This window comes from Pedobacter sp. Bi126, assembly GCF_918698245.1.
Taxonomy (GTDB): Bacteria; Bacteroidota; Bacteroidia; order Sphingobacteriales; family Sphingobacteriaceae; genus Pedobacter.
In genome coordinates, this window is the sequence record NZ_CAKKMS010000002.1 from 197,670 (window position 1) to 210,719 (window position 13,050).

At 42.2% G+C, this 13,050-nt stretch carries 14 protein-coding genes; 8 read left to right on the forward strand and 6 right to left on the reverse strand.

Annotation, left to right across the window (positions count from 1 at the left end; all coding sequences use genetic code 11):
- The first annotated feature begins 14 nt into the window (after positions 1 to 14).
- Entirely contained in the window at positions 15 to 1,079 is a 1,065-nt protein-coding gene (locus LQ201_RS06055) for a zinc-binding dehydrogenase (protein ID WP_230140114.1), read from the forward strand.
- Between the two features lie 83 nt (positions 1,080 to 1,162).
- On the opposite strand, the gene LQ201_RS06060 is transcribed toward LQ201_RS06055, so the two are convergent.
- From LQ201_RS06060 to LQ201_RS06075, 4 genes are all read right to left on the reverse strand, one after another.
- Positions 1,163 to 3,343 carry a hypothetical protein gene (locus tag LQ201_RS06060; RefSeq protein WP_230140123.1) on the reverse strand — a complete coding sequence of 727 codons (2,181 nt, stop codon included), beginning with the start codon at positions 3,341 to 3,343 and terminating at the stop codon, positions 1,163 to 1,165.
- Positions 3,344 to 3,578: 235 nt separating this feature from the next.
- Positions 3,579 to 3,938: an SPW repeat protein gene (locus LQ201_RS06065; protein ID WP_230140125.1), complete on the reverse strand. Its 360-nt coding sequence runs from the start codon at positions 3,936 to 3,938 to the stop codon at positions 3,579 to 3,581.
- 329 nt (positions 3,939 to 4,267) lie between these two features.
- Positions 4,268 to 4,906, reverse strand: coding sequence for an MgtC/SapB family protein (locus tag LQ201_RS06070; protein WP_230140126.1), 639 nt, complete (start codon positions 4,904 to 4,906; stop codon positions 4,268 to 4,270).
- Positions 4,907 to 5,095: 189 nt separating this feature from the next.
- A complete protein-coding gene (locus LQ201_RS06075; protein WP_230140128.1) occupies positions 5,096 to 6,226 on the reverse strand; it encodes a Gfo/Idh/MocA family protein in 1,131 nt (376 codons plus the stop codon).
- 183 nt (positions 6,227 to 6,409) lie between these two features.
- Here LQ201_RS06075 and LQ201_RS06080 point away from each other — a divergent pair, with 183 nt between their 5' ends.
- From LQ201_RS06080 to LQ201_RS06105, 6 genes are all read left to right on the forward strand, one after another.
- Positions 6,410 to 6,859 carry a BLUF domain-containing protein gene (locus LQ201_RS06080; RefSeq protein WP_230140138.1) on the forward strand — a complete coding sequence of 150 codons (450 nt, stop codon included), beginning with the start codon at positions 6,410 to 6,412 and terminating at the stop codon, positions 6,857 to 6,859.
- A gap of 197 nt (positions 6,860 to 7,056) precedes the next feature.
- Positions 7,057 to 7,578 (forward strand): ferritin-like domain-containing protein, encoded by a 522-nt coding sequence (locus LQ201_RS06085; RefSeq protein WP_230140139.1) that lies wholly within the window; start codon positions 7,057 to 7,059, stop codon positions 7,576 to 7,578.
- A 97-nt stretch (positions 7,579 to 7,675) separates the two neighbouring features.
- Positions 7,676 to 8,512, forward strand: coding sequence for a transporter (locus LQ201_RS06090; protein WP_230140141.1), 837 nt, complete (start codon positions 7,676 to 7,678; stop codon positions 8,510 to 8,512).
- Between the two features lie 129 nt (positions 8,513 to 8,641).
- Positions 8,642 to 8,842, forward strand: a complete 201-nt coding sequence (locus LQ201_RS06095) for a hypothetical protein (RefSeq protein WP_230140143.1) — start codon at positions 8,642 to 8,644, stop codon at positions 8,840 to 8,842.
- A gap of 153 nt (positions 8,843 to 8,995) precedes the next feature.
- Positions 8,996 to 9,286, forward strand: a complete 291-nt coding sequence (locus LQ201_RS06100) for a hypothetical protein (protein ID WP_230140145.1) — start codon at positions 8,996 to 8,998, stop codon at positions 9,284 to 9,286.
- Between the two features lie 77 nt (positions 9,287 to 9,363).
- Positions 9,364 to 9,852, forward strand: coding sequence for a hypothetical protein (locus LQ201_RS06105; RefSeq protein WP_230140146.1), 489 nt, complete (start codon positions 9,364 to 9,366; stop codon positions 9,850 to 9,852).
- A gap of 117 nt (positions 9,853 to 9,969) precedes the next feature.
- Here the strand turns inward: LQ201_RS06105 and LQ201_RS06110 are convergent, their stop codons facing one another.
- Both LQ201_RS06110 and LQ201_RS06115 read right to left on the reverse strand, forming a co-directional pair.
- Positions 9,970 to 10,341, reverse strand: a complete 372-nt coding sequence (locus tag LQ201_RS06110; RefSeq protein WP_230140147.1) for a hypothetical protein — start codon at positions 10,339 to 10,341, stop codon at positions 9,970 to 9,972.
- Positions 10,342 to 10,583: 242 nt separating this feature from the next.
- Entirely contained in the window at positions 10,584 to 10,778 is a 195-nt protein-coding gene (locus LQ201_RS06115; protein ID WP_230140149.1) for a hypothetical protein, read from the reverse strand.
- Positions 10,779 to 11,030: 252 nt separating this feature from the next.
- On the opposite strand from LQ201_RS06115, the gene LQ201_RS06120 reads away from it, so the two are divergent.
- Positions 11,031 to 13,028: a PAS domain S-box protein gene (locus LQ201_RS06120; protein ID WP_230140151.1), complete on the forward strand. Its 1,998-nt coding sequence runs from the start codon at positions 11,031 to 11,033 to the stop codon at positions 13,026 to 13,028.
- Positions 13,029 to 13,050: the final 22 nt, after the last annotated feature.

Below are 13,050 nucleotides of genomic sequence, written 5' to 3' on the forward strand. Positions count from 1 at the left end.
TATAATTTGACAGAATGAGCAATAAAATGAAAGCGGCGTTAAAAAAGCCAGATGGAACCTTTCAGGTTCAGGAAGTAGGCCGGGTAGAAATACCTGCGCCAGACTGGGTGCTGGCACGAATTAAAGTTTCGGGAATATGTGGAACGGATCTGCGGCATTGGAAAAAACATGAACCCGACCTGGAATGTAAAATTATGGGCCATGAACTTGCCGCCGAGGTAGTGGAAGTAGGGCCGGCTGTGAAAAACGTAAAACCAGGCGATAGGGTTGTAGTTGAAACCCTTTTGGGTGATGGCGATTGTGAATGGTGCCGCATTCAGCAGTACAACCTGTGTCCAAACTTATATAAAGTGAGGATGGAAACCATATCAAGAGCCTTTGCCGAATACCTTATTGGTCCCGCAACAAAGTTTCATATTCTGCCCGATCATGTGAGCGATGAAGAGGCAACGCTTCTTGATACTTTCGCAGTCAGTTTGCATGCGCAGCAGTTAAGCGGATTGCATATCAACGACAAAGTGGCCGTTATAGGCGGTGGACCGATAGGACTGGCACAATTGCAGCTTGCAAAAGCATCGGGTGCAGATGTGATCCTTTTTGATATTGTTCCCAGTGCACTGCAACTGGCCAGGGATCTTGGCGCCGATGAAGTGGTGAACACAGAAGTTGAAGATGGGCTTGAGCGCTTGAAAGCTTTTACAGATGGGAGGGGAGCAGATATTACCTTTGAATGTGCCGGAGGGCCTTCAATGTCAACTACGCTTCCTCAGGCAGTTTCTTTCACCCGCATTGGGGGAAAGGTAATCATTGTCGGTGGTTTTGAATCTGGCAGCACCAGTATAGAAATGGATTGGCAGCAGTTGCAAAAGTCAGGCATTACAATTATTCCGAGCGCGAGTTATGGCTTTTGGGATATCTACCCTGAAATGGCGATATGCCTGGATCTTCTGGCCAAAGGAAAAATCAATGCGAAAAAAATGATTACCCACGCCTTTCCACTCGATCAGATCAACGAAGCCTTCGAAACCGCTCAGCATAAAAAAGAAACCGGTGCGGTATTTGTCGCGCTGAAAATATAATGCTTTTCATAGCGATCTTATTATTATTCCAGTTGGACAGCACGCAGTGATGATTGATCAGCGTACTGCAGCCATCTCTTAGCCTACCAATTAATAGTCACTTTTTGGTTTCCTGCAATGCTATACTCCAACAGATCTGGGTTGTTTTTCACTGGATTGTGCTTTTCTTTTTTCTGGCCGGATTTTACTTCTAAATTTTTAGGTCTTTCTCCGCCCTGGAATAAAATAATCATCCTGCAGTTCAACCGTTCGTCGCCGCCAGTGGTTAATGACACCGCATTTGCCCGGCATCGGAAATTGAATATGGGATAATCGAAAAAAACGATAAAAGATTCATTTTTAACCCTAAAATACTGGTTCGGGATTACGCCGAATGCGATTCCTGCCCCATAAACTTCCTGTCCAACTTCGCCAGACTGCTCCCAACCATCGTGCAGATCTTCCAGCGCAATCCAGAGCCTGCGATCGATTTCACCGGTCTTGCTTTCTTCAGCCATCACCTCTTCTTTCAGCATTGGCGGATAATAGTGCGCCACACGGCCTACCATGTGCCTGATGAACTCTGCAATCAACAACCTTACCGACGGAAGGATTTCCACGCCTTCTGCTTCTGCAAGGTAATCATGAAGGGCTGAATATACCTCCTGCTCTTCGTAAGCTGCAGTATAAGGCGCATCTCTCAGTGGGAAAACCCCAAAAAATGTCGGAAAGTTCTTTGCGTTCCCATAATCACATTCCCATAGTTGAACGTTGTCAAAAATTGCCGCCAAACATACATAACTCAGTTCCAGAAACGTTTTATCTTGAGTTTCTTTATACAACCGGAGCATGGCTCCTGCAGAAAATGCGGTGTTGTTTGCCTGGTAAAACACTTCAAAGCTCAGGCCTTTTAATTTGGATGCTGCTTTTTTGGCTTCCTCAAAAAAACTTTTCTCTCCGGTTATTTTCCACATCCTCAGCATTAAGTCTGCATAAGTACCTGGAACATCTTTTTCACCACCTTCTCCTTCTGCGGTTTCTGCTTTTATAATATCAAGGGTATCCATTTGATAAAATACAGGCCACTCGTAATTGAATTTATGGGCCACCCTAATTGCATAATCAATGGAATCAAGCAGGATTTTTTTTGCGCCTTCGTCACCACGTGTGCTCAGGCGGGCCAGGTTCATTAATGGATGGTGCAGATACCAGGCGTCCATTACCTGAGGTTTTTTCTGCTCTTCAGAATGGTCCAGGTTCTTTTCGGCCGATGGGAGCCATCTCACAATTGTTCCCGTATCTTGCTTGTAGAATGCCCCGAGCCCTGCCCTTAGTTCAGTTACCAACTGATGGGTGGTTTCCCCTTTCCAATCCAGGTAATCAAGCATGGGAAGCAATACAGCAAGCTGAACCATTACTTCAGGAGGCGTTTTATAATCAGCTACGTAAGCGTTGAGATAACTATGGCCTCCCGCAAATGTCCAACAGCCTTTATGGTAAGTCAAATCCGCTAGGCCTTTCTCCACGGTGTCAAGCCAGTCATGGTAAAAACGCTCTGGTCGTGGAAGTTTAATATAAGTTGCCGCTAACTGATCTAAATACAACATTGCGGTTTCGGCAGGGGCAGAAGGAAGCTGATCCGATAGGCGTACAAAACCGTCACTAAGGCAATAGCTTACGCCTTTTTTTAAAGGTGCCTTAGTCGCTGGTAAAGAAAAGCCGATTTCAGGCCATTCTCCTCCAACAGCACCACCTGCACTGCATTGTGCAGTTTCGCAATAATCATTAAGGGCTGTTAGGTTTTGGAAATAAAATACGGAGCCAGAATCACCATCATTAAAAAAAAGGACTCCAGAGCGGGTTCCCCTTTGCTGGGTGTGGATTTTGCCCTGTTGTTTTATTTTGCCTTTTTCATCGAAACAGATAATGTCTCTTGGCCAATAAGGGATATGCAGTGGTACCTTCGGCGTTGCCATTACGGTATAACGGAAAAAATCATTTCCTGCTTCATGTTGTACGGTTACCTGGTAAACAATTGTTGAGCAGGCGAGGCTCACTGTCATTTCTCCTTCTTCGTGATGGATTTTTTTAACTTCTAGTTTTCCGGATGGTGAAAATGCGGTACGGAACGCAATACGACTCCCGTCAGGCCGTTCTTTTACCAGCCAAAGTGTATCACTTGACAAATAAGCATAAAGCTGAAGCGATTTGGAAATTTCGGCAACAGGTGCTAGTGGTTTAAGCTCTGTTTGGGCATTTGCTGCCCAGATGGTAATAGGTTTCATAGTGAATGGAATAAAAAACTGTTTTTTTTAAAGGCTCAAAAAAGGTAATAGGAACTCCTATTCATTGTCCAAAAGATTGTCGGAGATATCTCTCTAATCAATTTTGTACGCTTCGTTGGAGTTAATACTTCGTAATCATCCTTGTTCCCTGTATCAACTTTATGGAGCGTACAGGGCTAGTATTGGTATCGCCAGTATAGTATTTTAAATAGCAACACTTTATCTTTTTCCGCCCTCAACCGTCTTTAATCATCGAATTAGCGTTTGAGGTTAATCCGGCCACAATGGAAAAGGCACCCATGACGATATGTGGCAAAAAAATCTGGTTATAAAATCCAAAAAGCCAGGGCGAAATAACCAGGATAAATCCTAAAACTATATCCATGTCGAGATGGAATGCCATTGGCAACCTCTTCCATACGCCAAGTTCATAGTTTGTAAAAAGAGATAGCAGAAAAACACTAAGGGCAGCAATAAAAAAACAGGCAGCAGCTGGGGTAATGGTGGTAAAACCTAAGAAAAACGGTGCTGAAATCATAATTGCAGCCCACAGGTAGTCAATTATTCCATGTGTTTTTCTCGATATTTTTTTCATGTGTTAAGTCTTTTTATTTTCTTCCAAAAGGTTAATTTTGATTTGAGCATGCCTTTAATTCTAACAGCGCCAGCGTACAAAACTTTTCAATCTTTTGAGCTGATATACCCATAACATCGTTCTTTCAAGAAAACCCTGTTTATTGGCTGCGTGTTTTATGGAACGGTATAAAGCGTATTTATCCTTCTTTTATTAAGTATTTTACTTCAAGCTAAGGAGATATTAATTTTATGCCTGCCATATCTTTTTTCCTTATCTTCAGGTATGTATTTCTTTTGAGGCTGTTTCATTCGATATTCTATTTTGAGGTTTATCCATTAAATGTTCAGTTAAGAGAAACTAGCCACCTCCTCAGCCATAGCCAATAATGTGGTGAGTTCATTTACGGCCGCCTTTTTACCCCTTATCAGGTACACTACATTTATCCGTCCTTCTTCTTTGGAAAGTTCCATACGCTCAATCTTGGCTTCGGTACTATTTAGGCGTTTTTCGAGCAAAAGCACGCTGGAAAACGAATTGTCGACGAAAGTTATCGTAACCATCCTTTCCTTTTTTAGGTCTGATATGATTTTTTCAACATAACTAACCATTACCAATACGCAAAGGGTGCTGATGGTGAGCACAAATGCAAGCGCGTGATAACCTACGCCAGCGGTCATGCCGATTGCAGCGGATGTCCAGATAACGGCGGCAGTGGTTAGCCCTCTTACCGATATGCGGTCTTTAAAAATTACACCGGCACCGATAAAACCTATGCCGGTTATAATATTTGCCGAAATGCGGTCGTCGGTACCCGTTCCATGCCAGGAAACAATTGTAAAAATCGTCGATCCAAGGCTGATCAATATGATGGTCCGGAACCCTGCAGACTTGTTCCTGTATTCCCGCTCAAACCCGATGATGCCGCCACATATGACCGAAACCAACATGGCAATGATATCGCGTATGTCTATGGTTAGATCAATCATTCTTTTTCATTATCTATAAAATATGTTCATGATTCAATTTTTAGGATAGCTAAACAATAATTGCGCAAATACATTTTCTAATATCATACATCATATTTATTCTTTTAATCATCGCAGCGCAGAACGCATGCATAATATGTTATCATATTGAGTTTGTTGGAGTGCAATTTCTCTTATAGGCTTAATTGCTTACTGAGAAGCGAGAATAGCTGTTTTTAGGCTTTCGAAGGCATCCTCTATCGTTATAGTTAGTTGATGGTCTTTATTTTCTATTTTTTTAATGATGTCTGACAAAATCGACTGAACACATTTTCCGTAAACCTCTCCCTTGGTTTGATGGATTTCAAAATTGCCGGAAAGCATTTCATCTACCTGGTAAGTTATTCCGCCGGCATTTACGGCTTGATTTTCGGCCGGTAGATCTTCACTGCCCCAACCCTCGGGTCTGGAAACGTCTCTCAAAGTATTTAATTCGCCGTGTACGGTAATGGTCCAGCCCGGCAGGCTTTCCAGCTGTACTTTGCCCTGGCTGTTTACCAGTGCTTTCACCGTTCCTTTCATAGGCATCCAGCCTTCAATTTCTATACGGGCGAGATCGTAGGCAAGGTGTATCGTTGTTTGTTCAAATAAGCCAGGCCCGGAAAAAGCATGGTAGTAGCTGGCAATTAAACCTTCGTTATATAACACCATCGCAGCCATACGGTCGCGCTGGTTTTCATTTCTACTATCAGTGCAACCATACACCTCAATGTATTCCTGATTGCCAATGGCATTCACAATATCGAAAAAGTGTACCCCATGTTCGATGAATATTCCACCAGACATTTCTGTTTTCCAGAACCAGTGATCCTGAGGCAAAGCCTCATCTTGCGCATAGTTGTTTACAACAACATGCCTTAGCTTGCCAAAAGTACCTGCCTGTCCTAATTTGATGAGATTTTGAATAATGGGGTTATAACGGATCATATGATCTACTGTTATCACGCTACCGGTCTGCTTTTGCGTTTCTATAATCTCCCGCGCGCCTTCTTCACTTATTGCCACGGGTTTTTCGAGCAGGACATGTTTGCCGGCCTTCATCGCTGCGCAGGCCATTTCGGCGTGTAAACTTGGTGGCGTTACAATACTTACAATGTCTATATTTTTGTCCTGTATCAATTCTTTCCAATCGCGATATACCACGAAATTTTCTTCGGATTGAAAATTTTTGTGCGGATCTGCAATTGCAACAATTTCTACATTGGGCAGCTTTTCCCACCAATAATGAAGGAATTTACCAAACCCCCCGTAACCGATTATTCCTATTTTATATTTTTTCATCTGTTTTACTATTTACCTGTGGCCGATAGACTGTCGATTATGTTAAACACTAAAAAAACAATTTCTCTAAACAGAAGGTTTTGGAAATAGGTGCATTTTTGCGCAGCTTATTCTTTCGCGTTAAAATTGGCTGATTAGAATAAATTCATAATTTGAAACAGTTTTTTACTTAACTAATTTATCTTGTTATTTCACTTAATCTATTTTAGCAAAGCCCGGACGTTAATGCCGGTGGATGGTCTTACCAGCTTACTCAACAAATCCAGAGTAGATAACCTGGCAAATGACATTACAGGTATGCTTTTATATATGGAAGGAAGATATTTTTCGGAATATGAAGGGCGTTTTATGCAGGTGCTGGAAGGTAGTGAAAGTAGTGTGAAAAAACTTTTCGAAAAGATAGCAAAAGACGAACGGCATCAGGGGGTACTGGTATTAAGGGAGTCATTTCTAAAAGAACGCAATTTCCCGGATTGGACCATGGGTTTTAAATCAATAAAACACGAAGAATACCAAAAACTGCCTGGCTTTTTCCCCCTCGGGGACGATTTTCTATTAAAAGAAGATGCTCAAAAGGGTAACGCTGCCCTTGACTTTTTAAAGTCTTTTTATGATATATCCAGCAAATTGTGATGTCTGTAGCTAAAGGAAATCTTACAGGATCGTTTCTACTTGGCTTGTTTCCCTTAAAAAAACTTCGCACCCGCTTACCAATATTTCTTTTATTAGATAAACCTATAAAATGCCTGAAGGAAGAACTCAAAGTTTAAATTTTTTAAACTTTTTTTTGTTAGGCCATGTTCTTATGATGAACATTAAACTATAAAAACATGGCAAATAAAAAAAATGATGTACAGATGCCAAATGCGCATCTTCATGAACTTTTTGTGGATGAATTAAGGGATATACTTGGAGCGGAGAAGCAGTTGCTTAAAGGTCTGAAAAAACTCTCAGAAGCCGCCGGCAGTGAAAAACTGAAAAATGCTTTTGAAACGCATTATGCCCAAACCGAAGGACAGATTGACCGACTGAAAGAGGTTTTTAACTCAATAGGTCTCACTGCGAGGGGTAAAAAGTGTAAGGCAATGGAAGGTCTCCTGGAAGAGGCAGACGAAATTATCGAGAGCTTTGGCGGTGAGCCACAAGTGCTTGATGCCGCATTAATCACAGCGGCACAAAAAGTTGAGCACTACGAGATAGCAAGTTATGGAACCCTTGTAACCTTTGCAAAGCTAATGGAGCATACTGAGGCCGAAGAGTTATTGGCTGCTACACTTGCGGAAGAAAAAGATACCGACAGCCTATTGACAGAAATCGCTTTAACTGAAGCAAATACAGGCGTTACAGCCTAGAATACCTGCAAAACGCCACGCTACCCAGTGTGGCGTTTTTAATCTCTTCAGGTTTAAATCGCTGGCAAGGCAATAGAAACCTGACCTCCAGAACCAAATGAAAACACTATACAATATTATTTTAATTCTCGCGCTGTTAAGCGTTGTCAATATTGGGGCTTTCGGCCAGCAAAAAACCTGCTATCATTTATTCAGGCCAGTTCCGGGTGACAGTTTGAGGGAAATGGAAACCGATCGGCCAGATGTAACCGAAAGCCCGCAAACCGTTGATGCCGGGCATTTTCAGTTTGAGACCGATCTTATTCGCTTTCAGCGCGAAAACGGCGATGCAGGAAGGAGCGACGAGTATCTTTTCAATCTGGCCAATATAAAGCTTGGGTTAACAAATTCGACAGCCATTCAGCTTACATTTGAAAGTTTTGTGGTAAAAAAGGATTTTTATACTGAAAGCAGTGTTGATCGGAACAGTGGGTTTGGCGATCTTACGCTCAGGTTGAAACAAAATCTACTGGGCAATGATAAAGGAAAATTCGCTATCGCGCTGCTTCCATACCTGAAGTTTCCGACTTCCCGTGCAGATAAAGAAAGCCAATATGAAGGGGGTATCATCATCCCAATGAGTATTAAATTTGGAAATGATTGGAAATTAGGCTTTCAGGTTGAAGCAGACCGGTTACAGGACGAGGAAGGCTCCGGACACCACAACCAGATTTTGCAGACGCTTACCGTATCACACCCGCTTACTAAAAAGCTTGATGGAATCATTGAAACCTATTATACCTATGAATTTAAAGATAACCATTTAAAAAACTTTCTGAATGCTGCGCTGCAATATGAGCTATCTAAGGACTTGCTTATCGATGGTGGCCTTAATTATGGCGTTCAGCATGATGCAAGGAAAAGCTATTTTGTGGGGCTTTCTTTCAGGCTATGATCCAGAATTGGTATTCCCGCAAAATGACAGAAGAAATTCTGTTGAAAAACGTAAAATTATAAAACCTTTTTTGCAAAGGTTCTTTTTAGCAGCTATCCTCAATAAGTAATAGATCAATCAATACACATTATGGAAAACAACCTATCGGGAAAAGTTCCCCAGACCAGTTTGCCCAAAGAAACCGAACTTCCAGAAAATACCGATTACCGTGGAATTGCCGGGAAAGGAAGTCTCATCAATGATCCGAAGACTCCGGAACACAGCGAGGCATCCAGCGAGGAAGATAATAACAAAGAAACGGATAACAATCCATTGATCCGGGGCATTTAAACTTTTGCTTAACAAAACATACCTAAGAACAGGACAGCTGTGCTTACCTAGCAGTGTACTAAAGTTGAGTCCTATTTCATGCTCAATTGCTTTGCAAAGAACAAATCCTTTGTAACAGCTGTTATTAATCCAGTTACACGTAAAAATAGAAAAATGACTAAAATTAACGGGACAAACAATCCTTCAACCACAGAAGAAGCTAACAGGTTCGAATCTGGTGTGATAGAAACAGTTTGGAGTGAAACAGGAGAACCCCATTATATTGTTAAGGATGGCCTTAATGTTAAAGAATATGCCGCTTTGGCGAAAAAATACCTTGAAAATGAACGGATCATAGCACATGATTTTACCAGCTATGTAATTAACAGATCAGGTGAGCGCGTTGATTTTGAATATAAATCAGGATGGTTCCTCGAAGGTTTAGCCGAACAGGAAATGGAATAAGCCCTTTTCATTTATCTTTTTAAATTTAAAAATGCGATCGGAAAATTTGAATTTGTAACATATAACTAGTACCATATATGATAAATCCGCTCGTTAAAACTGTCGGCTGTAGTATTGCCGGAACAACGATGATGACAGCATCAAGTGCATTAATGTCATTAATAGGCCAAGACTTTAGAGAGTCTGAGCGTTTAAATGGCTTGATTAGCAGGGTATTGCCTTTTCTTCCAAAACATGTCAGATCCGTTTCAGCGTGGGCTGCACATTACGCAATGGGATCTGCGTTTTCTGCTGTATATGTTAAGTTATGGGATTCAAAGACCTTGAAACCTACAGGAACCTGTGGGCTGTGTTTGGGCGCAGTGAGCGGCCTGATCGGAATTGCTATCTGGAAAGCAACATTTGCCGTCCATCCGTTAAGCCCACTCATGAATTATAAACGGTTCTATTTACAACGTATTCCAGCCCATATTGTATTTGCAATCTTTGCAACAATTGCTTACCGTGCCATGCAAAGTATTGATAGCACAAATGGCGCAGAACAAGAAGAAGCATTGGGTAGGTAGAAACGCACCCCTTAATCTTTCTGTGCGTTCAGTCGTGATAGCTACTCCAATAAATTATAGTTAGCATTCACATTAGCAGTGGCAAATGCACTGCTTACTGTTTCCTATTGAATTGGTTCAGTTCACAGTGGTCTGATTGATTAGGATCCGTTCGGGGATGCGCTGGTGAATAGCTTGCAATAGCTTTGGAAGCTGTTTTTCTTTAATATTTCCCTTTAGTATAATATTTCGGTCGGTTATAACCGCCCATGATTCGGGATGTATTGCCAGAAGGCTATCTGCCAGTTGTTTCAAATCAAAATCTTGACCGATAGTTAGTGGTCTTATAACCACTTGATTATCAATATTCTTAATGACGTGAATAGTGCCTAGCTTTTGAATGATGGCCATTCTGGATTTATAGGTTGGGCAATAACCCCAGATCTTTACATTGCGGTTCCGGACAGTAAAATTTACGCCAGCAAAATTTACATCTTCTTTTGCTTTCATCGTAAGATCTGCTTTGATCTGCCTGTCTCTTTCATAGCCATTACACGAAATTATTGATAAAGCGCATATAACAAAGCGCAATGTACTGTGGAGTTTCATATTTGTGCTGTTCATTAAAAATAACCTATACACCAACTGCGATGATATGTCCCTGACGATTACCCACACACACTGCAGGTTTCATTATTCTCATTATGTTAAATTTGAAATGCAGCGGCACTGTACCGCTGCGATCCTTCGGTTTATAATAGACCGGCTATCCCATTTGATGGCGCTTTCCACTTTAGGTTAACGATTTTTCCTTTAATTAACCCAGATCGGCTGCGTTCTTCTAAAGGTGGCTGGCACATTAATGGCTGTAACCGTTGGCGTCTGTCATCAACTTTTTCTGCTATGGAGATCTTATCCCTTTGTGCACTGCTTCGCTTTTGTTCCATAATCTTTTTAACAGGTAACTGGCAGAAAGGCGGCTAGGTTTTACCATTTTCAATTTCAGGTATTTTGTGCGCTCCGTTAAATAGGTTGCAGGTATTTAACGTAGCATAAAGCAGTATTTCGTATCCAAACTACCCCGCCGCTAAGTCTTTTGTAACGAATAGTGTTATTTCACGCAAATAGAGAACGTCATTAATGATAATTTCAAACAAAACGCTTATTTTCAGGTTTCAGATATTACCAAATGCCAACTTATGGGTGAACAATTAACCTATTTATCTCTTTCTGCTACAAATGAGGAACGTTTTCAGGCATTATTGACCGCCACCTCGGATGTAGTTTACAGTATGAACCCAGACTGGACCATCTTGACTGAGCTCGATGGCCATGGGGTCCGCCATGATGCAAAGGATGCAACCCCAGGTTGGCAATCCAAGTATGTATATGAAGAAGACCTTAAACTTGTACAGCATGCCATTCAAAATGCGATCGAGACAGGGAGCATTTTTCAGCTTGAACACCGGGTGAAACGGGCTGATGGAAGTGTCGGTTGGACCTTTTCCAGGGCAGTGCCGATTTTTGATGATAAAGGGGAGGTAAAAGAATGGTTTGGTGTGGAATCGGATATTACGGAACGCAAATTAGCCGAACAGCACCTGGCAACCTCTAAAGAAGTATTGGAGCAGCAGAAGCGCACTTACGAAACCATCACTTCCGGAACACCAGACCTGATGTACGTTTTTGATCTCGAGTATCGGTTCACCTATGCAAACGCCGCACTTTTGCAGATGTGGGGCAAATCCTGGGACGAAGCAATAGGGAAGAACCTGCTGGAAAATGGTTACGAACCATGGCATGCAGATATGCATGAGCGGGAGATTGACAGCATCATCGCTACAGGAAACCCGGTTAGGGGCGAAGTGGCTTTTCCGCACGCCACCATGGGCAGAAGGTTGTATGATTATATCCTAAATCCTGTTTTCAATGAAAGCGGCGAAGTCGTCGCCGTTTCAGGAACGACCAGGGACGTAACCGAACGGGACCAATGGCAACAGCAGCTGGAACAAAGCGCTTTAAGGTTGCAGACCATGAACGAGGAATTTGCCGCGATTAATGAGGAGCTCACAGTTTCCAATGATCAGCTCAAGGCGGCCAACGAACGTTTGTCAAAAGCAAATGCCGATCTCATTTCCGCCCAAAAAACCATTGAGGAAGGGAAACTTGTCCTCCGTCTCGCAGTTGAGGCGGCAAATTTCGGTATTTGGTATATAAATTCAGTTACCAGGGAACTCATTACCGATGCCCGGTTTAAGGAATTATTCGGTTATTACCCCGATGAAGCGCTTTCCATTGAACAGGCAATTGCACAGATTACAGTTGAATACAGGGACTTTATTTCCGGTAAACTTGAAAACGCAATTTATAATAATGGAGATTATGATGTTAGTTATCCCGTTATCGGTCTGCATGATAATAAACTGAGGTGGCTCAGGGCAATCGGCAATCTTACAGCAGACCCTTCAGGCACATTTTCTGCATTCACCGGTGTAGTTATGGATATAACCGAACAAAAGATGGAGGAAATAAGGAAGAACGATTTTATGGGTGTGGTAAGCCACGAACTCAAGACACCATTGACCTCACTTTCTGCATATCTCCAGTTATTGGAATCGCGGTCAAAGCAAAACCCCGACGAAATCATCCATCGTGCCTTATCACAATCTGTTAAACAGACCAAGCGCATGACTGACATGATTAACGGTTTTTTGGATTTGTCGAGACTGGAATCGGCAAAGATCGATGTCAACAGTTCAAAATTTGATATTAGTGAGCTGATCAGAGATTCACAAGAGGAAGCGTTAATGTTATATGGTACCCATAAATTTATTTTTGATCCTGTGGAAAGCCACATGGTAAATGGAGACAGGGGAAGACTTGGACAGGTCATTTCAAATCTTGTTGGCAATGCGGTTAAGTATTCCAGACCGGGGAGCGTTATCCTGGTGTCATGTGTTGGAGCCGGTGAGCAGGTGAGGGTAAGCGTAAGGGATGAGGGGATCGGAGTTAGAAAAGAAGAGCTTCCGAAAATATTTGGGCGGTTTTACCGTGCGGAGGGCAATAAGCTGATCTCGGGATTCGGGATAGGACTGTACGTCTGTTCGGAGATTATAAAGCTGCACGGCGGGGAAATATGGGCAGAAAGCGATCTGGGGAAAGGTTCTTTATTCACCTTCACCTTGCCGCGGCTGTAAGGGGCGATGTATTTGTGATTAA

What these genes read in the sequence shown, in the direction of transcription:
- LQ201_RS06055 (WP_230140114.1), top strand. Translation starts at nt 15, where the DNA reads ATGAGCAATAAAATGAAAGCGGCGTTAAAAAAGCCAGATGGAACCTTT.
- LQ201_RS06060 (WP_230140123.1), bottom strand. Translation starts at nt 3,343, where the DNA reads ATGAAACCTATTACCATCTGGGCAGCAAATGCCCAAACAGAGCTTAAA.
- LQ201_RS06065 (WP_230140125.1), bottom strand. Translation starts at nt 3,938, where the DNA reads ATGAAAAAAATATCGAGAAAAACACATGGAATAATTGACTACCTGTGG.
- LQ201_RS06070 (WP_230140126.1), bottom strand. Translation starts at nt 4,906, where the DNA reads ATGATTGATCTAACCATAGACATACGCGATATCATTGCCATGTTGGTT.
- LQ201_RS06075 (WP_230140128.1), bottom strand. Translation starts at nt 6,226, where the DNA reads ATGAAAAAATATAAAATAGGAATAATCGGTTACGGGGGGTTTGGTAAA.
- LQ201_RS06085 (WP_230140139.1), top strand. Translation starts at nt 7,057, where the DNA reads ATGGCAAATAAAAAAAATGATGTACAGATGCCAAATGCGCATCTTCAT.
- LQ201_RS06090 (WP_230140141.1), top strand. Translation starts at nt 7,676, where the DNA reads ATGAAAACACTATACAATATTATTTTAATTCTCGCGCTGTTAAGCGTT.
- LQ201_RS06095 (WP_230140143.1), top strand. Translation starts at nt 8,642, where the DNA reads ATGGAAAACAACCTATCGGGAAAAGTTCCCCAGACCAGTTTGCCCAAA.
- LQ201_RS06100 (WP_230140145.1), top strand. Translation starts at nt 8,996, where the DNA reads ATGACTAAAATTAACGGGACAAACAATCCTTCAACCACAGAAGAAGCT.
- LQ201_RS06105 (WP_230140146.1), top strand. Translation starts at nt 9,364, where the DNA reads ATGATAAATCCGCTCGTTAAAACTGTCGGCTGTAGTATTGCCGGAACA.
- LQ201_RS06110 (WP_230140147.1), bottom strand. Translation starts at nt 10,341, where the DNA reads ATGAAAGCAAAAGAAGATGTAAATTTTGCTGGCGTAAATTTTACTGTC.
- LQ201_RS06115 (WP_230140149.1), bottom strand. Translation starts at nt 10,778, where the DNA reads ATGGAACAAAAGCGAAGCAGTGCACAAAGGGATAAGATCTCCATAGCA.
- LQ201_RS06120 (WP_230140151.1), top strand. Translation starts at nt 11,031, where the DNA reads ATGGGTGAACAATTAACCTATTTATCTCTTTCTGCTACAAATGAGGAA.